Origin of the sequence: Streptomyces yaizuensis, from assembly GCF_034961445.1 — a bacterium.
Classification (GTDB): domain Bacteria; phylum Actinomycetota; class Actinomycetes; order Streptomycetales; family Streptomycetaceae; genus Streptomyces; species Streptomyces yaizuensis.
The window spans coordinates 46,468-67,764 of record NZ_BSBI01000004.1 but is presented as its reverse complement, the minus strand read 5'-3'; the positions used below and the strand labels follow the sequence as shown (position 1 = coordinate 67,764).

The following is a 21,297-nucleotide window of genomic DNA, read 5'->3' as shown; positions in this document are numbered from 1 at the left end:
CGATGCGCGGCCCCGCACTCGTCATTCGTCACCCGTCACTCGTCACCCGTCACTCGTCGGGGCGGTGGTCAGCAGTACAGGTTGTCACCGGTCGGCACGCCCAGGATCTGGGTGAACTGACGGTACTTGTCGACGCGGCTCTGCACCTGTCCCGCGTTGCCGCCGTTGCACTCGATCGCGCCGTTGATGGACCGGATCGTCTCACCGAATCCGCGCTTGTTCACCATGGCGTCGTGGGGGGTCATCGTCCCCGGGCCGCTCTGCGTGTTCCAGTACCACAGGCCCGTCTTCCACGACACGGCCGCGTCGTTCTCCACCTGCCAGGGGTTGTTCAGCAGGTCGATGCCGAGCGCGTCGCCCGCCGCCTTGTAGTTGTAGTTCCAGCTCAGCTGGAGCGGTCCGCGTCCGTAGTACGCCGCCTGGCCGGCCGGGCAGCCGTACGGCCGGCTCCAGTCGCAGTAGTGCGGGTAGTTGGCCTGGTTCTGCTCCACGATGTGGACGAGGTCGCCGGTCTCGTGGCTGACGTTGGCGAGGAAGGCCGCCGCCTCCTGCTTGCGCACCTCGTCGCTTCCGGTGGTGGTGAAGCCCGGGTACGCGCCGAGGGCGGCCACGAGTCCGGAGTACGTGTAGAAGGGGTTCCGGTTCGGGAACATCTGGTTGAACTGGGCCTCGCTCACGGAGAAGCCGGCGGCGAGGGCCCGGGTTCCGACGGCCGCCTCGGCCGGGGTCGCGGTGGGGGCGAGGCTCGCGGTGGCGAGTCCGGCGGCGGCGGCGAACGCGAGGATCAGGGCCTTGACGCGGTCTCGTGTGCGGTGTGAGAGCACGAGTCCTCCTTGTGCGTTGACGGCGCACCCGGGCGGAGCGTGGGGGCTCTTGGGGGGAGCGCGCGGGTGCGCCGTGGTGTGGGGGTTTGCGCACTCACTGAACCGTAGTTGTTGAAACGTCGTCAATGTGTGGAACCACGGGAACGTCTGTTTGCGGTGTCACTGGTCGTGGTGGTGAAGACTGCACGTCAGTACGGGAGTCGACCAGGCACGGGCACGGGGTGGTCGCACCGGGGCGGGGCAGGGCGGAGGGGCCGCGTGTCCACGGCCGGTGCGCCACCCGCCCGCAGGGGTGGATTCCGGCCACACCCGGCACCCCGTACCGGTGACGCTCCCGGTCAACCGGCCGTCCGCGGCACCCCGTACCGGTGCACCGGGGATCCGCCTTTGGAGGAACCGGTGGCCCGGCGCGCAGCGGACGGACGGTCGCAGGGACCGTGTCGTCCCCGGTGCACCGCCGACGGCGCCCCGCGCGATCCCGGTCAACGGCGTGCCGGGCGCCCTCGTACCCGGGCCGCCGCGCCCGTACCCTACGCACCACGCTGACGGCCGCGAACGGACGCCGGCCCCGGGCCCTGGCGACACGCCCGCCGCCGCGCTCCGCGCCGCGCGGCCGGCGGACGTCCGGGCACGCCGTACGCTCACGCGAGGAGACACCGTGCAGCCTTCGCCCCTCCCCCGCAGAGACTTCCTCAGGGCCGCATCCGGTTCGGCGGCCGCCGGGCTCGCGCTCCCCGCCGGGCTCGCCCTCGACGCCGTGGGCACCGCCCCCTCCGTCCACTCCGGCCCGGCCGCCCCTGGTACCGACCTGGTCGCCGTCCGCTTCACCCGGGCGACTAACGGTGCCGCGACCGTGGCCGCGCGGAGCGGGCGGATCGTCGCCGAGGTGCAGAACGTCCTGTGGGCGGTGCCCCGGGACGGTTCGCCCGCGACACCGTTGACGCCACCGGACCTGGAACCGACCCGTCCGGTGTTCTCGCCGGACGGCCGCACGGTGGCGATGAGCGCCTTCCGGGGAGGCTTCTTCGCCCTCTGGGTGATGCACGCGGACGGCTCGGGCCTGCGCCGCCTCACCGGCGGCCCCTTCGACGACCGGGCGCCCGCGTGGTCGCCTGACGGCACCCGCCTGGCGTTCTCCTCGGAACGCGGCGGCGACCCCGTCACGGGCAGCCCGTACCGCGTCTGGACGGTCGACGTGCGCGACGGCCGCCTCACCCGGCTCACCGGATTGCCGGGCCAGGCGGGCCCCGGGCAGGACGGCCCCTGGGAGGACTTCGACCCGGTGTGGTCGGCGGACGGCTCGCGCGTGCTGTTCGTACGCGGCCGGTTCACCGCGCCCGCGCTGGTGTCGCGGACGATCGCCTCCGTACCGGCGGCCCCCGGGGACACCGCTGTGGGCCCGGTCGTCGTGGAACACACCGCCGCCGAGGGCAATCTGCTCACCCCGGCCGTCTCCCCGGCCGGGCGGATCGCGTGGCTCCACGCCCTGCCGGGTCCCCGGACCGACACGATCACCCTCTTCGTGGACGGGGAGCCGGTGCGGCTGGAAGGCGACCTGGCGCCCGCGCCGCCGCGCTGGGCCGACGACGAGCGGCTGCTGCTGACGGTCGACGGCCGGTTCCGGATCGTCCGGCCGCACCGGGACAGGACCGGCACCGGCACCAGTACCGCCACCAGCAGCGGCACTGCGGTGCCGCTGGACGCGACGCTGCGGGTGCGCAGGCCCCGGTACACGGTGAAGTCGTACGCGCTGGAGGCGGAGCGCCCGCGTCCGGCGCGCGGGGTGCATCTGCCGCAGCTGTCGCCGGACGGCCGCCACATCGCGTTCGCGGCGCTCAACGCGCTGTGGACCGTGGGCACGTCGGGCGGGACGCCGCGCCGGATCGTCGCCGCGCCGGCGACCGCGTACGTCCAGGGGCCGGTGTGGAGTCCGGACGGGCGTGCCCTGATCTGGACGGACGACCGCACGGGCCTGAACACGGTCCGCCGGCGGGACCTCGCCGACGGCACCGAGACCGTGCTCACGCCCGCCGGCCGGGTACAGGCCGTGCCCTCGCCCGACGGCACCCGGCTGGCCTGCCTCGACCTCGCGGGGAACCTGGTCGTCCGGGACCTCGCCGCCGGAACCGAGCGGACGCTCGCCGCGCCCCTGGGCGGCGGCGGGCTGCCGGGCCGCCCGAGCTGGTCCCCGGACGGCCGCCGGATCGCCCTCTGCGACCGCAACCGGCTGAACTTCCGCTTCCGGGAGGGGCACAACCTCGTCCGGGTGGTCGACACCGTCACCGCGGAGTCCCGGCTGCACGCGGTGGGGCCGTACGTCTCGCTCTCCGACCGGTACGCGTCGGGCCCGGTCTGGTCGCCGGACGGTCGGTGGCTGGCCTGCGTCAGCGAGTCCGCGCTGTGGCTGCTGCCGGTGGACGCGGACGGCACCCCCACGGGCGCGGCCCTCCTCCTCACCGACGAGCCGGCGGACCACCCCTCCTGGTCGGGTGACGCGCGTACGCTGCTGTACCAGTCGAACGGGCGGCTGCGGCTGCTCCGCGTCGACGCGGAGGGCCACCCTGCCGGCCCGCCCCGGACCGTCCCGGTGTCGCTGGACGTCCGGCGGCCCGCCCCCGTCGACACGGTGGTCCACGCGGGGCTGCTGTGGGACGGTACCGGCACGCCACCCCGTTCCGATGTCGACGTACTGATCACCGATGGCCGGATCCGTGCGGTCGAACCGCACCGCCCCGGACGGCCGGCGGCCCGCAGCGTCGACGCGTCCGGGCAGACGGTCCTGCCGGGCCTGTGGGACGCGCACACGCACCCCTGGCCGTACACGTACGGGGCACGGCAGGGCGCCCTGTACCTCGCGTACGGGATCACCACCACCGTCTCCCTGGGGGGTTTCGCGTACGAGCAGGCGCGGCTGCGGGACGACATCGCGGCGGGCGCGCTGGTGGCGCCCCGGCTGCTGGCGACGGGTGAGCTGCTGGACGGCTCCCGGGTCGGCTACAGCATGGGCCGCGCGCACCGCACGCGGGCCGGTCTCGCGCGTTCGCTGGCCCGGGGCACGGCGCTGGACTGGGACTTCGTCAAGACATATGTACGGGCCCCGTACGATTTCATGGCCGCGGCCGCCGACCGGGCCCACGAGGGACTGGGGGTGCTCAGCGGCAGTCATCTGTGCTCGGCGGGGCTCCAGTCCGGGCAGGACCTGACGACGCATCTGATCGCGACCGAACGGGCGGAGTACGGGCACGGGGCCACGCCCGGGGGACATACGTACGAGGACACCGAGCACGTGTACACGGAGGGCCGGTTCCAGCTGATCGCCACCCCGTTCACGGCGATCCCGCTGATCGGAGCGGACCCTTCGGTCGCGGCCGACCGGCGGGTCCGGGGGATGATGCCGCCGTGGGACGTGCAGACCGTGGACGCGCGGGCGGTGAAGCCGCCGTCGGAGAGGGAACTCGGGGTGCTGGAGCGCGAGGTGGGCCTCTACCGCCGTGTGCTGCGGGACGGCGGCGAGGTCGTCCTCGGCACCGACGCGCCGCTGACGCCGGTCGGGCTCCATCTGCACCTGGGGCTGCGCGCGCTGCACCGGTACGGGCTGAGCCCGGCGGAGGCCCTGACGACGGTGACGTCCGCGCCCGCGCGGGTCTTCGGCGCGGAACGGGACCTCGGCACGGTGGCGGCGGGCCGGCTGGCGGATCTGACGATCGTGGACGGGGACCCGTTCGCGGACTTCGACACGCTGATCCGCGTCGTCACGGCGGTACGGGGCGGAACGGTCCACGAACGGTCGGCACTGGAGGACGCCTTCCCGGCGCCCGGCCCCACCGGGCGTGCCGCCGGGACGGACTGGGGCGCGGTGGCCGATCTGATGACGCGTGACGGCTGCTGCGACCAGCGGCACGGCTGACAGGGGTGCGCCGGGCGGCCGCCCCGGGGGCCCGTGCCCGTCGGGGCACGAGAGGAGACAGACTCCTCCGGGACGTTCCAAACCCCCTCCGAACGGGCATGAAAGGACTGGGCGTGCCATTCCGCCGCCCTGTCTCTTCTCTCCTCCGCCACCTCACTGCGGCGCGGTCGCGTGCACACGCGTGTCCCAACGCGTGTACTCCCGCGTGCCTGCGCTGCCGCGGCCCGAGCCCTCCGGGACGGCCGCGCACGAATTCGCGAACCCGCCCACCCTGAGGGGGACATCCTCATGAAGGACACCTCGAAGCGCACGATCCGCACGACCTTCCAGACCGCCGTCGCCGTGGCGGCGGTCCTCCCCGGCGTGGTCGACGCCTCCGGCATCCCGGCCACCCTCCCCTGGGTCGCCGGCGCCCTGGCCATCGCGGGCGCGGTGACCCGCGTGATGGCCCTCCCGGCCGTCGAATCGGTCCTGGACCGCCTCGGCCTCGGCCTGGCCGCCCCCGCACCGGCACCCGCATCGGCCGACCAGCCCGCCGAGCGGTAGGACCGGAGCCGAGCCGATCGGCCCGGGGCCGCGACAGCAGCGGCAACGGGCCGATCAGGTAGTGGTGTCGAGCCCCGTCGAACGGGGTCCGCCAGGGTACGCCGGCGCTTCCCCGCAGTCGCCGCCCTGTATGGCCGCCCTTCGTGAGTCACAGTCCGATCACTGTTGCCCCGCAACCGTGAACTCTGTCGCACCATGATCCCCGCACCACACATCCGGGGGGACCATGCGCACCACCAAGACGGCGATCGCGGGCAGTCTGCTCGCCCTCACCGCTCTCACCGCTCTCACCGCCTGCGGCAGTGACAGCAGCGGCGACGAAGCAAAGCCCGCACCGACCGTCACGGTGACGAAGACCGTCACCGCGAGCCCGAGTACGCCCACCGAGGCAGAGCCCGTCGGCGCGCTCAGGATGGGCGCCCAGAGGGAGATCGCCGAGCCGGAGAACGGCATCCGTTTCACCGTCCAGGCGCTGAGCTATCAGCAGCCCTACAAGGGGCCGCAGCCCGAGGCACCCGCCGACTTCCAGGGCGGTGACACCTGGGCGACGGCGGACGTCAAGATCTGCGACATCGCCGGAAAGTTCTCCGTCAGCCAGTTCCCGTGGTCGCTGGTCTACAGCGACGGCACCTCCATCGAGATCACCGGTTCCACCGGCGGTGACATGCCGAAGCCGGAGTTCCCGATGGACAGATCCCTCAAGCCCGGCCAGTGCGCGCGCGGCCTGGTCGCCTTCCCCGTACCCGGCGACAAGCGGCCCGAGCACCTTGTGTACGCGCCGGAGCAGGGCGAGTCCGTCGACTGGAGGATCCCCAAGGGGTAGGCCCCCACGTGCCCGTGACCGTCGGGGCAGGGAAGCCCGGTGCGGGCCGGCGTCACCGGGCCGGCGTCACCGGGCCGTCCGCGACCAGGAGGATGCGGGCCGGGTCATCGATGCCGGCGGCGAAGCGTTCGGCTCCGGCCTCTCCGTCCCCCGGCGTTCCCGGTGGCAGGAACGCCGGCGTGCACCGGCCGCGGGATCGCGGCGGCGCGGATGTCGTGGTGGTCCCGGACGGCGACGGCCTGCTGCCGGAGGACCGACATCCTGCGACGCGTCCGGGAAGCCAGGAAGCCGGAAAGCCGGGAAGCCGGGAGGTCTTCGCAGCCGAACCGTGCCCCGCGCCCGCCCCGGCGACCATGGCCGAAAAACGTCCTGCCGAGCAGGAATCCTGCCGTCCCCCTCCCGCATTCCAGCGCTATCCGCTACAACGGGAAGTGCCCTTCCATGGGCAGGATCCCTTCGACGACGCCAACGGCCGCGGCCTCGGCGCGCGCGAGACCGACGTCCCGGTCGCGCCGTGCGAGGGCGCCGGTGGCAGCGAGGACATCAGCGGCGATGAGCAGCGACAGCAGGCCCGACGGCCATGGCGGGCCCCGTTTCACCCTGTGGCAGTACCTCAAGCACGACCTGCCGGCGGCCGCCGAGCCCTCGTGGCTCTGTGCCGTGCACCAGGATCCGGAGGCGATGCAGCTTCTCCTGCGGGCCCGGTACGTCTGCCGGCACTGCACCCGGGCGGCCGCGCCCCGCTGACGGGTCAGGGCCGGGGGGGAGGGCCGGGGCCTGACGCGGATGTCAGGACCCGGCCCGCGCGGGCCGGTCACCCCGCCCGGGCGCCCCGTACGGTGTCGGCGAACGCCGCCGGGTCCCGGGGCAGGTCGTCGCCGCGCCATGCCACATGGCCGTCCGGGCGGACCAGTACGAAGGGCCGTTCGTAGACCCTCGCGACCTCCGCGTCGCCACCGGTCCTGACGGTCAGGGGCACACCCCGGCCGGCAAAGGCGCGCTCGATTCCCGCGAGCCCGTCGGCAGCGGCCCCGGCATCGGGCGTGGCGAAGCACAGCAGGACGAAGCCCTGGCCGAACAGGTCGAGCGTGGACGTGGTGGCGTCCCACCACGCGTGGGCGGCGCGGTAGCCCGGCTCGCTGCCGGGGCGCCAGTCGGCGTCCGGTCCGCCGGGGCGGGCCGGCACGTCGGGGTCCTCGATGATGGCCGGGGACCGGTAGCGCAGCCCGAAGTGGATCTCCGGGGCGTCGAACTCCCGCTGTACGCCGCTGCTCTCCAGCCGTCCTGCCATCTCCTTCCGGGCCCGCTCGCCCTCGGGCCCGTCGAGGTGGATCTCGGGTGGCACCTCCCTGCGGAGGGTGCGCTGGAGGTGGTGGTTGGCCTCCTCCAGGCTCTCCAGCGCGATCGGTCTGCGTTCGGTGTCGTAGGTGTCGAGCAGGTGGTGCCCGGCCCAGCCGTTCAGGGTCGCGGCGAGTTTCCAGCCCAGGTCGGCGGCGTCGCCGAGGCCGGTGTTGAGGCCGAAGCCGCCGGAGGGCGACAGGGTGTGGGCGGCGTCGCCGGCGAGGAGGACCCGGCCGGCCCGGTAGCGGTCGGCGACCCGGTGGGTGAGGTGCCACTCGCCGTCGCTCAGCAGCTCCACCGGGGTGTCGGGCACGAGGGCGGCCCTGATCAGGGACAGCGCGTCGACCCGGGCGGCGGTGTCGTCGTCCACGCCCACGACCAGGTTGTACAGGTCGCTGCCGTTCAGCGCGCGCAGCGGGAAGCGCAGCGTGGACGACAGCAGGAGGAAGTGGACGAGGGCGGCGCGCTCGCCGAGCAGGTCCCCCAGTTCGGGGGCGCGGAAGAGGATGTTGCGGAAGACCTGCGGACGGTGGCGGGCCGGGGCGTCGATGCCGCACGCCCGGCGGATGGGGGAGGCGGCGCCGTCGCAGGCGACGACGTACCGCGCCCGTACGGTGCCGGTCGTGCCCGTGGTGTGGTCGGTGAGGGTGGCGGCGACGTGGTCGTCGGCCTGCTGGACGCGGTCGACGGTGGTGCGGAGGCGCAGCGGGCCTTCGGGGTGGATGCCGACGGCCCGTGTCAGGACCGGATTCAGCCAGTGTGCCGGGCAGATCTGGTCGGGTTCGGGGGTGTGCGCGAAGGCGGGGCGGTTCGCCGCTGTGCCACGGCGGTAGCGGTGGATCTCATGGCCGCCGACCCGGGTGACCCAGGCGATGTCCAGGGGGTGGTCGCCGGGCCAGCCGGCGTTCCGGACGGCGTCCGCGACCCCCCAGCGGCGGAAGAGTTCCATCGAACGGGGGCCGATCGTGCTCACCTTGGGGTGGTGGACCTGTCCGTCGCCCGCGTCGGCGACCACGCAGTCGATCCCCCGGTACGTCAGGTCCAGCGCCAGCGCCATGCCGACCGGGCCGCCGCCCACGACCAGCACATCCGTCGACTCACCGGAACGCGTCATGATGTTCCTGCCTTTCGTCGTGGGTCCGTCGCGCGGGCCCTTCCACGCGCACAGGGCTCAAGCGCTCAGGGGCGTTCGGCGGTGACCAGGAGGCAGCCGAAGTCCTCGACGCCCGCCAGGTCGGACGGGTGGAAGGCATCGTCGGAGAAGAGGAAGTTCCGCTCGTCCATGGCCGCCGGGCGGTCCTCGGCGGCCGCCAGTTTCGCCAGCTCTCGGCCGGTGCGCAGGGTGGTCTGCTCCGTGACGTCGAGGATGCCGCGCAGTCGCAGGCCCGAGCGGTGGAGCAGGGCGACGTAGTCGTCGATGTCGGCCATGGTCGCCATGAGGCCGCGGCAGAACGTGTCGATGCCCGGGTGCCGGACCGGCTTGCGCGGGGCGCGTTCGAAGACGTCGGTGAGGACGAGCCTGCCGCCGGGGGCGAGGACCCGGCACACCTCGGTGAGCACCTGCTGCCGGTCCGGCATGTGGCAGATCGACTCCAGGGCCATGACGGCGTCGAAGGACCCGTCGGCGAAGGGGAGCCGCTTCATCGCGTCGCCGTGCCGGAAGGCGGCCCGGTCGGCGAACCCGGCGTCGGCCGCCAGCTGGTTGGCGGTCCTGATCTGCTCCTCGCTGATACTGATGCCGGTGACCCGTGCGCCGGTGTGCGCGACGACCCGCAGGCCGGGCCCGCCCACCCCGCAGCCCAGGTCGAGAACGTGGGACGAGCCGTCCACGCCCATCCGGTCGATGAAGATGTCGGTGAGCCGGTCCATCGCCTCCTCGATCGTCGCCTCGGAGTCCGGTGTGTCCCAGTAGCCGATGTGGACGTTGGGGTTGAAGGTGCCGTCGCTCATCGCGGTCCGCGTCAGCCGGTCGTACAGCTCACCGACGGCTGCCGGTACGGGGATGCTCGGAGCGGTGTCGGTCATGGCAACTGCCTTTCAACGGAAGAGATGGAAGGGATGGAGGGGTGAGGGCTCCCCGTGGTCGGTGCGTCAGGCGTCCGCGATCGCGGCAGCGGCCGCGCCAGCCGCCGGGAAGCGTCCCCACTCGATCTCCTGACAGCGGGCATACTCCGGCAGCAGGCCCTGCCGCCGCGCCTCGGCCAGCGTGATCGCCGTACCGTCCCGTTCGGAGAGGATCGGTCCGGTGTCCCTGGTGACGGGCAGCCCGAGCGCCGGATCGAGGACGGACAGGGAGAGTTCGTTCTCCGGTACATAGCTCTCGGAGAGCATGTACGACATGACGGTGTCGTCCTGGAGCGCCACGAACGCGTGGCCCACCCCGACGGGGAGATAGGCCGCCCGGTGGTCCCGCTGGTTCATCAGGACCGAGTCCCACCAGCCGAACGTGGGTGAGCCGACCCTGATGTCGACCACGATGTCCAGGGCCTCACCACGGGCGCAGTAGACGTACTTCGCGGTGCCGGGCGGCGTCGCGGTGAAGTGGATGCCCCGGACCACCCCGCGCCGGGACAGGCTGTGGTTGGTCTGCGCGACCCGGAAGAGGGGGCCGCCGTGCGCCTCGGTGAACGCCTTCTCCTGATAGGGCGAGATGAACAGGCCCCGTTCGTCGGGATAGACACGGGGGGTGAACTCGATGGCTCCCTCGACGGCAAGTGGGCGTGCTCTCATGGCTGCTCCCTCGACTCGTGAACGGATCGGCTGCTCAGAGCGTGGCGAGTACCTCGCGGACCGCGTGGATGACCTTGTCCTGGAGGTCGGGGGTGAGCGAGGGGTACATCGGCAGCGAGAAGATCTCGGCGGCCAGCGCCTCGGTGACCGGAAGCGAGCCCGTGGCGTATCCGAGGTGGGCGAATCCGGTCATGGTGTGCACGGGCCACGGATAGCTGATGTTCAGCTGGATGTCGTAGGACCTGAGGCGGTCGATGATGTCGTCGCGCCGGGGGTGGCGCACCACGTACACGTAGTACACGTGGTCGTTGCCCGGGGCGATGCGCGGAAGTCCGAGGCCGGTGCCGGCGAGGCCGTCGGCGTAGCGCCGGGCGACGGCGCGGCGGCCGGCGATGTACGTGTCGAGCCGGCGGAGCTTGCGTCGCAGGATCTCGGCCTGGACCTCGTCCAGACGGCAGTTGTGGCCGGGTGTCTCCAGCGTGTAGTAGCGCTCCTCCATGCCGTAGTACCGCAGCCGCCGCAGGCGTTCGGCCACGGACCCGTCCGAGGTGATCACCGCGCCGCCGTCGCCGTACGCGCCGAGGACCTTCGTCGGGTAGAAGGAGAAGGCGGCCGCGTCCCCGGTCGTGCCCGCCGGTGTGCCGCCCTGCCGGGCGCCGTGGGCCTGGGCGCAGTCCTCCAGGATGGTCAGCCCGTGCCGGGTGGCCAGCTCCTTCAGGGGGGCCATGTCCACGCACTGCCCGTACAGGTGCACCGGCAGGAGGCACCGCGTGCGTCCGGTGATCGCCGCCGCCACCTGGTCGGTGTCCATGAGGTGGTCGTCCGCGCGGATGTCGACGAAGACGGGGGTGGCGCCGGTCGCGTCGATGGCGACCACGGTGGGCGCGGCGGTGTTGGACACGGTGATCACCTCGTCGCCCGGTCCGATACCCAGCGCCTGGAGTCCCAGTTTGATGGCGTTCGTTCCGTTGTCGACACTGACGCAGTGGTCCGCTCCGTGGTAGGCGGCGAACTCCTCCTCGAAGCCGTGCACGCTCCTGCCGAGCACGAGCTGTCCCGAGCTGAAGACCGTTTCCACGGCGTCCAGGAGGTCCGGTCGCTCGGCCTCGTACTCCGCCAGGTAGTCCCATACACGTACGGTCATGTGCCGGCCCTTCCTTTCATCAGAGGTGTTCCGCGGCGGAGGTGCCCGTGGCCAGGGCGGCGACCGTCCGGCGCACCCCCTCGGGCAGCGATGTCCCGGGGTGCCAGCCGGTGGCCGCCCGGAACGGGGAGGAGTCGATCGTCACGCTGTGGAAGTCGGTCGCGGGGGCGTGCGCGGGCGGGTCCACGGACACCACGGCGACCGGGGGCCGTCCCGTGTGCTCGGACGTGGCACGGGCGACGAGCCGGAAGACGTCGCCGAGCGCGTCGCCCCGGCCGGCGCCGATCAGCCAGTGGCCGCCCACCAGGGCGTCCGGGTGGTCGAGCGCCGCCGTGAACGCCGCCGCGACATCGCCGACATGGACGAGGTCACGCCGTACGGTGCCGTCGTGCCACATGGTGAGCGGCTCGCCCGCGAGGGCCCGCCGTGCCATGGCGGACACGACGCCCCGGTCGGCTGCGCCGGGCGCGGCGCTCTCGCCGAACACCGTGGGCAGGCGCAGGCTGATGCCGCGGACCCGGCCGTCGGCCGTGGCCTGCTTCAGGATCCGTTCGGCCGTCAGCTTCTGCCGGTCGTAGTCGGTGCCGGGGTGGTCGGGCTCGCTGCCGTCGAGCGGTTCCCGGGGCGGCACGCCGACCTGCGAGGCGGCGCCGCCGTACACCACCAGTGGGGGCGTACCGGCGCCGGTGACCGGCCCAAGGAGGCCGACGAGGTCCCGCATCACGCCCACGTTGACGCGTTCGGCTCCCGGGTCGGTCCCGGCCGCCCGCCAGCCGCCGTCGGCCAGGAGCAGGTGGATGACCGCGTCCGAGCCCGCGACCGCCTCGGCGAGGGCGGCCCGGTCGGTGAGGTCGGCGGTGACGACGGTGGTCTCGGCGGGGCCGGGGACGGGTGCGACGGGTCTGCGCGCCACGGCCCGCAGGCGGACGGGGCGCTGTGCCAGGGCCCGGACGACGGCCGACCCCACGAAGCCGGAGGCGCCGAGCACGGTGATCAGCGGCCCGGGGACCTGCGGTGTCGGCCCGACGGCCTGTGGTGGCGGCCCGGGGGCCTGTGGTGGCGGCCCGGGGGCCTGTGGTGGGTGGTTCATGCCGCACCTCCCCCGGGGCCTGCCGCCATGGCGTTGATGCAGGCCAGGAGCGTGCGCGCCTCGACGTTGAGATAGTGCCCGTGCCGGGTGAGGGCCCTGAGCTGGCCCGGGGTGACCCAGGCGTAGCCGGGTGGCGGGTCGAGCGCGGCCCTCGTCCCGTCGGCGTCGACGGCGAGATACCGGCTCCTGGCGTGCAGGAACCGTCCGCCCTCCTCGGAGTGAACGGCCTGGTAGCGGATGCGGGACCGGGGGGCGCTCAGGACGGCGTCGAGGAACGGCGGGCGGTCCGCCGGCGGCAGGTGGGCGTGGTTGCCGGGCGCGCACTGGACGGTCGGGGCCAGCTCGACCGTGTCCAGGAAGCCGCCCTCGGCGCGGGCGTGGACCAGTACGTGCGGCACTCCCCCGATGTCGTGTACGAGGAACGCCACGATCCCCAGGCCGACGGGTTCGATCAGCGGCTGGGTCCAGCCGGCCACTTCGCGGTTGCCGGCCTTCACGGACACGGCGACGACCCTGAAGTGGCGGCCCTCCTCGTGCTCGATCGCGTCGGCACCCTGCTTCCAGCCGCGCACGGAGGCCAGCGGTACGCGCCGGACGCGCACGTCGTGGCGGGAGCGCTCGCCCGTGAACCAGGACAGGAGCTGTACGTCGGAGAGCGCCGCGCCGGGTGTCGTGTCCCGGTACGGCAGGCAGGACAGCACGGTCCTGGCGTTCATGTTGACCAGGTCGTCGTGGTGGAGCAGTTCGGCGATCTGGCCGAGGGTGAGCCAGCGGAAGTCGTCCAGCGCGGGGATGTCGTCGGCGGTCTCCACGACCATGTTGCGGTTGGACTTGCGGAGGAACCAGGCGCCCTGCTCCGACTGGAGGACGTCGGCGATGACACGGTCGCGGTCGGGCCGGACGAAGTAGTCGACCAGCTTCACGTCCGTGCCGCCGTGGGCCCGCGTGTAGTTGCTGCGGGTGGCCTGCACGGTCGGTGACAGTTGCAGCAGGTTGATGTTGCCGGGCTCCATCTTGGCCTGCATCAGGAAGTGCAGCACCCCGTCGATCTCCTTGCCCAGGATGCCGAGGATGCCCACTTCGGACTGGATGATGACGGGCTGCTGCCAGTCCCGGCGGGGGCCGTCGCCGTAGGGCCCGTCGTGTTCCACGACATGCATGCCCTCGACGGCGAAGAACCGCCCGCTGCGGTGTACGAGGTTGCCGGTGCCGCGCTCGAACCGCCACGCGTCCAGCTCCTCGAACGGGACGCGGTCCACCTGGAAGACGTGGGCGCGGCGGCGTTCGGCCAGCCAGGCGTGGACATCCTCGGTGCGCAGGTGCGCCCCGTGGCGGGTCGCGGCCGACAGCGCGATGCGTTCGGCCTGTTCGCGGTCCTCGCGCGGGCGCACGGCGGTGGGGGCGGCGGGTGGGGGGCCGATACAGGACGACATGGGGAACTCCCGGCGGGTCAGGACCGCTGCGCGGTGATCAGGACATAGCCGGTGTCCGGGTGCTTCCCGAACGCCTCCATCACCTCGGCGGCCGTGGTGATCCGCTGCGCCGCTTCGGCGTCGAGGGAGGCGGCGAGTTCCCGGAAGGCGGCGGCGCCGTGCCGGTAGCTGGGGCGGACCTGTTCGCCGATGTCCGTCAGCTCCAGCAGCTCCCAGCCCGTTTCCGCCAGGCGGGCGCGGTGCTCGTCGGGCGTGTTGATCCGGGCGAGCTGGTAGACGCGCTTCATGCCGTCCAGTACGGCCGTGTCGGCGCCGGTGAACGGCCGGCGCAGGCACAGGTCGGAGATGACGAGACGGCCGCCGGGGCGGACCACGCGGTGGATCTCCGCCAGGGCGGTGGCCTGGTCGGTCATGTGCACCAGCGATTCGATCGCCCAGGCCCCGTCGAAGGATCCGTCCTCGAAGGGGAGGTCCATGGCGTCGGCGAGCAGGAAGGTGGCCCGGTCGCGGGCGGCGGAGCGACCCGCACGCTCCGCCGCCTCGGCGACCTGCTGGGCGCTGACGGTGACGCCGGTGACGGTCAGGTCCCGCGCCTCCGCGACGCGCAGCGCCGGGAAGCCGTTGCCGCAGCCCACGTCCAGGAGGTGGCGGCCGGGGCGGAGGGCGAGACGGTCGGCGACGAGGTCGGTGAGGTGGTCGGTGGCCTCGGCGATGGGGATGTCGCGGGCGCCGCCGGCCTCGCGGGTGTCGTGGGCGGTGTGGGGGTCGGCGGCGGTGTGGGGGTCGGCGGCGGCGTGGACGTCGTCCCAGTAGCCCACGTGGATGTTGCCGCCCAGGCTGCTCGTGGCGCCGATCTCGGCGAACTGGTCGTACGCCCGGCCGACATCGCCCGGGGTGGTGTCGAGGTTCTGCGTCATGACTGCCTGCCTTTCACACAGTTTCGTCGGTTTCGATGTGTCGCTGCGGATCGCCATCACGGGGACGGGGACGGGCGTGGGCGGTCGGACAGGTCGAGCACCAGACGGGTCGGCCCGTGGAAGACCATGTCGTCGGCGTAGTCGACCCGCTGACCGCCGCGGTCCAGCCCCGGCAGGCCGTCCAGCAGCGCCCTGAGGCCGATCTCGGCCTCGGCCCGGGCCAGCGTCGCGCCGAGGCAGTAGTGGACGCCCAGACCGAAGCCCAGGTTCCGGTCGGCGGGGCGGCGCAGGTCCAGGGCGTCGGGGTCCGGGAAGCGCGCGGGGTCGCGGTTGGCGGAGCCCAGCAGGGCGACCACACGGCTGCCGCGCGGCACCTCGTACCCGCCGATGCGGATGTCCTCGTACGCCCATCGCGTCACGGCCTGCACCGGCGGGTCGTAGCGCAGGAACTCCTCGACCGCCCCCGGCAGCAGCGCGGGAGTGCCGCGCAGTTCGGCGAGGATCCGCGGGTGCGCCCGCAGGGCCAGCACCGTCTTCGTCAGGAGGTTGGTGGTGGTCTCGTGTCCGGCGGTGAGGAGATGGACACCCGTGCCCACGATGCCGTCCACGGTCAGCGACGCACCCCGGTCCCGGGCACGGACGAGGAAGGAGAGCAGGTCACCGCCGTCGTCCCCGCCGCGGCGGCGTATCTCCCGGCGGAAGTAGCGGGCGAGGTCCCGCGCGGCGGCCTCGGCCCGCGCGGGGCCGCCGCCGGAGCGCGACCGGGTGGTGCCGGCCTCCTGGAGGGCGACGGCGGTGGCGCGGAGCCAGGGGTGGTGCTCCTGCGGCAGGCCGAGGAGTTCGGAGACGACGAGGAGGGGGAAGGGTGCCGCGAAGCCGTCGACCAGGTCGGTTTCCCGGTGCCTGGCGAGCCGTTCCAGAAGTTCCCGCGCGATGCGCGTGATGCGGGGCCGCAGACCGGCGACGACCGGCGGGGAGAACCCGGTGCCGAGCAGGGAGCGCAGTTCGGTGTGGCGCGGCGGGTCCATGAAGACGAGCCAGTTCTCGACCATGGTCCGCAGGGCCCGGTACTCGGCGGGGACGGGGCCGGACACGGCGGCTGCCCCGGCGGACGCCACCCGCGCGTCCCGGCCGAAGCGGCGGCTCGACAGCACCCGGGCGACCTCGTCGTAGGAGAAGACGTAGAAGGTGTCGGGCTCGCCGGTGCGCGGGGCCCCGCGGTGGACCGGCGCGGTCTCCCGGTAGCGCCGGTACACCGGGTACGGGTGGGCGATGTCCTTCCTGTCCCAGCCCTTGAGGTCGAACCGCGGCAGCGTCGTCGCGGGTGGCATGCGCTCTCCTTCGGTCGGCAGCAGCGGGACGGCGGCTGTCCTGGGGACGCGGCGCCTGGGGACGGGGTGTCCTAGAGGCTCGGTGGCCGGAAGTGGTCGGCCCAGAACGCGCTCATCCGCCCCACGCGGTCGGGCACCAGGGGGGACTTGCCGCACTCCGCCGCGAGGTGGTCGAGGCGGAGTGCGATGCCGCGCCTGGCCACGTCCGGACGGGCTGTGGGCGCGGGCTGCCCGGTCAGCTCGAACGACGGCCCGGCGGTCGTGCCCCGCCGTCCCGACGGCAGGGTCACCAGCAGTTCCGCCAGCGGGCGCATCAGCCCCGTCATCATGTCGATCGCCGCGTTCATCAGGTCGGACCGCCGCAGGCTCGCGTCCGGGCGCTCGCCGAAGTGCTGCACCATGAGCTGAAGCGCCATGAAGTAGGAACGGTTGAACAGCCGCATGACCGTCCGGGCGTCGGGGTCGGTGACGGTCTCCATGGCCGGGTTCCCCTGCCCGAGGGTCGGGTTCCGTACGACGGGGTAGGCGGGGCTCCACCGTGGGCCGGACCGTTGGCCGGACCGTTGGCCGGACCGTGAGTGGTGCTGCCGCGTACCCGTGGCCGGTGGGTCGCGCAGCAGGTCGCCGATGCGCAGGAACGCTTCGTAGTGCGACGGCTCGGCGGCGGTGCGCGGCGGTCCTTGCGCCCCGGCGAGGACGCCGCCCTCGCCCTGCTCCGTGATGACGTCGATCGCGAACAGCGCGCTGGTGAGGTCGTCCACTTCGAGCTGGTAGTCGGGGTGGTGCCGGTTGACCGACTCCCGCAGGAAGAGATGGTGTTCCCCGCCGCCCCTGCCCTTCTCCACCAGGAAGAGGCCGGGGACGCGCCGCAGGCCTTCGCGGATGTCCGCGTACAGCTCGCTCAGCGAGGCGTAGGGGTGCTGGTGCCGGTCCTCGGACTCGCCATCCCCGGATTCGACGTCCCCGGACTCGACGTACGCGGGGGCCGCCGCCGGGTCGCCCCGCCGCACCTCGCCGACGAGGCCGTCCGGCCGCTCGATCAGCGTGAACCGTTCGACGCTGCCGGCGCCCAGCCGCTCCAGGGAGAAGTCCAGCGGCACCGGCGACCGGTGGTTGATGGTGGAGAAGTCGATGCGGGGTACGTGGAAGGGCTCGCCCACGGCGGTGAGGACGTTGTTGACGAGGAGGAAGTGGATCATCTCCTCGCGGGCGATGTCGAGCAGCGTCCCGCGGATGCCCCCGTCGCGGGTCTCGCCGCCGTCGCCGCAGGCCAGCCTCAGTTGCTCGGGCGTCCAGGTGCCCTGCCGCACGTAGGCCAGGCCGGCGCCGTGCGTGGGCACGGAGTAGGCCGCGTACAGGTACTGGAGCATGACGGCCAGTTCGAGCGCGGCGGCGTCGCGGAGCGCCCGGACGAGCCCGCCCCTGGTGGTGATCCTTCCGCTGCGGCGGGAGGTCGCCGGTACGGTCACCAGGACCTCGTCCGGGGCCTGCTGAGCGCGCAGAAACGTGAGCAGGAGCCGTGCCTTCGGCTCGGACAGGTCCCGGGTCGGCGGCATGTAGTACGTCTTCGCCTTGTTGCGCGGGTCGCACATCTGCCAGATCAGCTTCGCGTACGTCTCCACCTTGCACCGGTCGGCCAGGCTGAAGACCTCCGCCTTCATGAAGGAGTACAGCTGCTCGTAGAAGGCGAAGACCTCCGTGTACAGCAGGTCGAAGGTCGCCTCGTCCTGGCCGGTGCCGGACAGGCGCCGGTCGTCGGGAAGCACCCGTACCGCGAGATGGCCCGCGCCCGGCCAGTAGCCGAGGGCGTCGTCGTGGTCGTGGCCGAGGGCGGCGGAGCCGGGGAGGTCCGCGTCGCACGGCAGGTCACCGGCGCCGGTGGAGAGCAGGACGCGGGCGGTGCCGGCCGCCGCGCCCCGCAGGGTGAACCATCCGTGGCCCGCGTCGTCCGTCTCCAGGGCGCAGGTGCTCGACCAGGTGCCGGAGCCGTCGCGGCGGCCTGCCCGCAGCCGGACGATGTCGATGTCGGAGGACCGCGCCTCGGGGGAGCGCGCGGCCGGGTCGCGCGGGAGGGCACGGGGGTTGAAGTACTGCCGTACGCCGATCCCGGCGACGGCGGCCGGGCGGCCCCGGACGAAGGACCGTACGAGCACGTCGACATCGTGGTCGGCGTCATCCGGGCTGCTCGGGTGCTCCAGGAAGAGGGACGCGTCGTCCGTCTGGACGTTGATCTCCTTCTCCCGCAGGTGCACCGCCGGTCCGCCGGGGGCGGTGCCCACCAGGTGCAGCGCCTCCCCCGCCGCCGCGCTCGCCGGCAGCTCGGCGGGAACCGTCACCAGGCCGCCGGCCAGGGCGTACGCATCCCCGAGGTAGGCCTGCCGGGGTATCCGGGCCACCAGCCGGCCAGTGTCCGCCGTACGCAGCTCCAGGTCTCCGACGTCGACCGGTACGGGGGAACCGGCCTCCGCCCCGGTCGTCGGCAGGGCGGTGATCATGTTGAGGGTGACGTGTTCGTCCGTCACCTCGACGGTGAGGTTGTGCAGCCCGCCGGGGGCCGCCCGGTCAGGTGAGCAGCTGCCCGGTACGCGGCCGTCCGGTACTTCGCGGTCAAGTACGCGGCCGTCTGGCACTTCGCGGTCAAGTACGCAGCTGCCCGGTAGGCGGCGGTCCGGTACGAGCAGCCGGCCCGCCGGGTAGGTGCGCGGCTCGTGCGGGCGCCAGGGGGCGATCGTCCCGCGCAGCCGCCACCGGCCCGGCCGGTCGGGTGCGTCCGGTGCGGCGAGGTGGCTGAGCGCGAACTGCACCACCAGGCCGCCGATCCCCTCGGTGGCGACCGTGGCCCTCAGCCGCCGCACGGCCGGGGAGGCGTCCGCCTCCTCCAGCCAGGTCAGCTCCTCGTCCCCGGCCACGACGAACTGGTGGACGACGGACCGGCGCAGCCGCCCCGCCAGCCAGTGGTCGCCGATGTCGGCGGCGTGGCCGGAGTTGTGCCATCGCGGGGGGTGGAAGCCGTGGACGGCGCCGGTGGCCATGTACCCGACGTCGTGGGAGCGTCCGTCGCGGCCGAAGGAGAACTGTCCGACCATGAGGGTCGTGGTCCAGTCGGAGGACGGATCGACGTCGAAGACGCGGGCCCGGTTGACGGTCGTGGCCAGGTACTCGTTGTAGTGGCCCCACATGTCGACCCCGCGCCCGACCACCGGGTCCGTGGTGTCGACGTCGCCCGCACGGCCCTCGGCGGCGACGATCCGCGCGTCGATCGAGAAGTGCCCGTTGCCGGCGAAGTCCTCGCCCTTGGCGGCGCTGAACGGCCCGTCGGGCGCCGGGCGGCCGTCGCTGCCGTACCTCGGCCCCAGCCGGTCGAGGTGGTCGTGGTACTCGGTGGGCGGGCGGTGCGCCGGGAAGGGCCGCCCGTCGTCGGTGAGCGCCGTGTTGGTCGCCAGGTCGACGAGACCGCTGCGCGCGCCGGTGGGCAGATGGGTCGTCGCCGAGCCGTGGAAGTGCAGCCGGGGCAGGTCGAAGACGCTCATGCGGGCTCGCCGGAGCGGCTGAGCCGGGCGGCGGCGGCGAACACCCGGTTCGCGCGCGGCCGGTACCACTGGATCTCGTGCGCGACGTCGATCGCCGACTCGATCGCGCCCTCGATCCACGCGGGTTTGGAGGAACAGTGCTCGCCCGCGAAGAAGAGTCCCTTCTGCGGCCGGGCCGCCTCCCGCCGCTCGGCCTCGCGGAGGCTGGCCTCCTGGCCCCAGCGGACGGTGGCCGCTCCCCAGGACCACCGGCGCGCGCCCCAGGCCCGGCCCGCGACGCCCAGGACCATGCCCGGCTCGCGCAGCTCGGGGTGGATCACGCTCAGCTCCCTGGTGATGATCCCGTTCCGTTCCACCTCGCTGAGCCGGCCGAGCGCGTCGGCGTCCGGGCCGATGCTGTAGCTCGCGAGCAGTACCGCGCCGAACGCCGGGTCGCCCTCGGCGGGCGGGTAGTACGTCTGCCGCACATGCCCGCCGGTGAAGGAGGCGCCGCCGCTGATCCCGTCCTTCTCCCAGAAGGGTTCGCGGCAGTGGAAGGCCACCTTCGTGGCCGGCCAGTACTTCGTCTGCTGGACGATGTCCAGTTTGTTCTGGTCGAATCCGGTCAGCCGCATCCTTCTGAGCACCGTGAACGGGATGGTGCACACCACGTAGTCGCAGGTCTTGGAGAGGGTCCTGATGCCCTGGCGGATCCGCAGCGTCACCCCGTCGTCCCGGACCTGGATGCCCACCACCTCGTGGCCGGTCGAGATTCTCCCCCGGATCCGGGAGGCGACCCGCTGGGGGAGCGCGTCCATCCCGTTCCGCAGCCGCACGATGGTGGAGCTGGTCTCGTCCAGTACGTCGTCCAGGAATCGTTCGAGGCGCGGCGGGCAGAACGACCGCACCTGGGGGTGGTCGGCGAAGAAGGCGTGCAGGTCGATTCTGTTTCCCGCGCTGCCGCAACGGTACGGTGTCAGATCGATGTGATCGATGAGGTTCAGCAATTCGACATCGATCTCGCTGCGCAGTCGCTCGTAGTACGGGCGGGGGGCGATGGCCCTGATACTGGCCTCCAGCCAGGCGCCGAACAGCAGGGTGTTCTCCCGGTACGGGCGGCCGGGCACCCGGGCGGCGAACTCGCCGACCAGGGTTTCATGCGCGTCGCGCACCCGGAGGAATCCCGAGGGTCCTGGCAGATAGGCGGCCGCGTCGGAGAACAGCGTCCGGAATTCGCGTACCTGGTTCTGGAGGCCGAGTTCGGCGATGTAGTGCATGGTCAGCCGGTGTCCCGCGGGGATCCGCATCGCTCCCAGCTCGGCGAAGGGGCCGGCCTGGCCGCCGCCGCCGGGAAATCGGTGGGTGTGAATGCGGCCGCCTATCTCATGGCTCGCTTCGATGACCTGAACGTGATGTCCGAGGCGTTCCAACTCGTACGCCGCGACCAGACCGGCTATGCCGGCGCCGATGACGGTGATCCGCTTGGGTCCGTCGATTCCGCTGTCCGTTCCGTCCATCTCGTGCAAGAGTTCCGCCACAGGTTTCCTCCAGTACGAGATGTCCAACGCCGGAAGCTTGTCCTGGATGAACCCGGCGCCTTTCCCTTTTCCCTTCCCTTTCCCCGTTCCGGAAAGGGCCCTGAAACTCTGGAAGGGCGATGCCGGGGATTGCTCTGCGACCCATTCTTGGCGCGGTGACCGCG

15 protein-coding genes are annotated in these 21,297 nt (G+C 72.9%); 4 read left to right on the top strand and 11 right to left on the bottom strand.

The window, feature by feature from the left end:
• Positions 1-68: 68 nt before the first annotated feature.
• Positions 69-824 (bottom strand): chitinase, encoded by a 756-nt coding sequence (locus SYYSPA8_RS11365; RefSeq protein ID WP_323446963.1) that lies wholly within the window; start codon positions 822-824, stop codon positions 69-71.
• 658 nt (positions 825-1,482) lie between these two features.
• On the opposite strand from SYYSPA8_RS11365, the gene SYYSPA8_RS11360 reads away from it, so the two are divergent.
• From SYYSPA8_RS11360 to SYYSPA8_RS11345, 4 genes are all read left to right on the top strand, one after another.
• On the top strand, positions 1,483-4,731 hold the full coding sequence (locus tag SYYSPA8_RS11360; RefSeq protein WP_323446962.1) for an amidohydrolase family protein: 3,249 nt from the start codon (positions 1,483-1,485) through the stop codon (positions 4,729-4,731).
• A 288-nt stretch (positions 4,732-5,019) separates the two neighbouring features.
• Positions 5,020-5,277 carry a hypothetical protein gene (locus SYYSPA8_RS11355; protein ID WP_323446961.1) on the top strand — a complete coding sequence of 86 codons (258 nt, stop codon included), beginning with the start codon at positions 5,020-5,022 and terminating at the stop codon, positions 5,275-5,277.
• A 226-nt stretch (positions 5,278-5,503) separates the two neighbouring features.
• Positions 5,504-6,100, top strand: coding sequence for a DUF4352 domain-containing protein (locus SYYSPA8_RS11350; RefSeq protein WP_323446960.1), 597 nt, complete (start codon positions 5,504-5,506; stop codon positions 6,098-6,100).
• A 552-nt stretch (positions 6,101-6,652) separates the two neighbouring features.
• Positions 6,653-6,847 (top strand): hypothetical protein, encoded by a 195-nt coding sequence (locus SYYSPA8_RS11345; RefSeq protein WP_323446959.1) that lies wholly within the window; start codon positions 6,653-6,655, stop codon positions 6,845-6,847.
• 67 nt (positions 6,848-6,914) lie between these two features.
• Here the strand turns inward: SYYSPA8_RS11345 and SYYSPA8_RS11340 are convergent, their stop codons facing one another.
• From SYYSPA8_RS11340 to SYYSPA8_RS11295, 10 genes are all read right to left on the bottom strand, one after another.
• The gene (locus tag SYYSPA8_RS11340) at positions 6,915-8,555 is read right to left on the bottom strand and encodes an FAD-dependent monooxygenase (protein WP_323446958.1); all 1,641 of its coding nucleotides are present in this window, start codon (positions 8,553-8,555) and stop codon (positions 6,915-6,917) included.
• A 65-nt stretch (positions 8,556-8,620) separates the two neighbouring features.
• Positions 8,621-9,466 (bottom strand): SAM-dependent methyltransferase, encoded by an 846-nt coding sequence (locus SYYSPA8_RS11335; protein WP_323446957.1) that lies wholly within the window; start codon positions 9,464-9,466, stop codon positions 8,621-8,623.
• 66 nt (positions 9,467-9,532) lie between these two features.
• A complete protein-coding gene (locus SYYSPA8_RS11330; RefSeq protein WP_323446956.1) occupies positions 9,533-10,171 on the bottom strand; it encodes a dTDP-4-dehydrorhamnose 3,5-epimerase family protein in 639 nt (212 codons plus the stop codon).
• 34 nt (positions 10,172-10,205) lie between these two features.
• Positions 10,206-11,315 (bottom strand): DegT/DnrJ/EryC1/StrS family aminotransferase, encoded by a 1,110-nt coding sequence (locus SYYSPA8_RS11325; protein WP_323446955.1) that lies wholly within the window; start codon positions 11,313-11,315, stop codon positions 10,206-10,208.
• Positions 11,316-11,334: 19 nt separating this feature from the next.
• The gene (locus tag SYYSPA8_RS11320) at positions 11,335-12,405 is read right to left on the bottom strand and encodes an NAD-dependent epimerase/dehydratase family protein (RefSeq protein WP_323446954.1); all 1,071 of its coding nucleotides are present in this window, start codon (positions 12,403-12,405) and stop codon (positions 11,335-11,337) included.
• Entirely contained in the window at positions 12,402-13,838 is a 1,437-nt protein-coding gene (locus SYYSPA8_RS11315) for an NDP-hexose 2,3-dehydratase family protein (protein WP_323446953.1), read from the bottom strand. Before SYYSPA8_RS11315 ends, SYYSPA8_RS11320 begins: the two co-directional genes overlap by 4 nt.
• Positions 13,839-13,855: 17 nt before the next feature.
• The gene (locus tag SYYSPA8_RS11310; protein ID WP_323446952.1) at positions 13,856-14,755 is read right to left on the bottom strand and encodes a methyltransferase domain-containing protein; all 900 of its coding nucleotides are present in this window, start codon (positions 14,753-14,755) and stop codon (positions 13,856-13,858) included.
• A gap of 56 nt (positions 14,756-14,811) precedes the next feature.
• A complete protein-coding gene (locus tag SYYSPA8_RS11305; RefSeq protein WP_323446951.1) occupies positions 14,812-16,086 on the bottom strand; it encodes a cytochrome P450 in 1,275 nt (424 codons plus the stop codon).
• 71 nt (positions 16,087-16,157) lie between these two features.
• Entirely contained in the window at positions 16,158-19,616 is a 3,459-nt protein-coding gene (locus SYYSPA8_RS11300) for a ferritin-like domain-containing protein (RefSeq protein WP_323446950.1), read from the bottom strand.
• Complete coding sequence (locus SYYSPA8_RS11295) at positions 19,613-21,133, bottom strand: flavin monoamine oxidase family protein (protein WP_323446949.1); 1,521 nt, start codon at positions 21,131-21,133, stop codon at positions 19,613-19,615. Before SYYSPA8_RS11295 ends, SYYSPA8_RS11300 begins: the two co-directional genes overlap by 4 nt.
• Between the last annotated feature and the right edge of the window lie 164 nt (positions 21,134-21,297).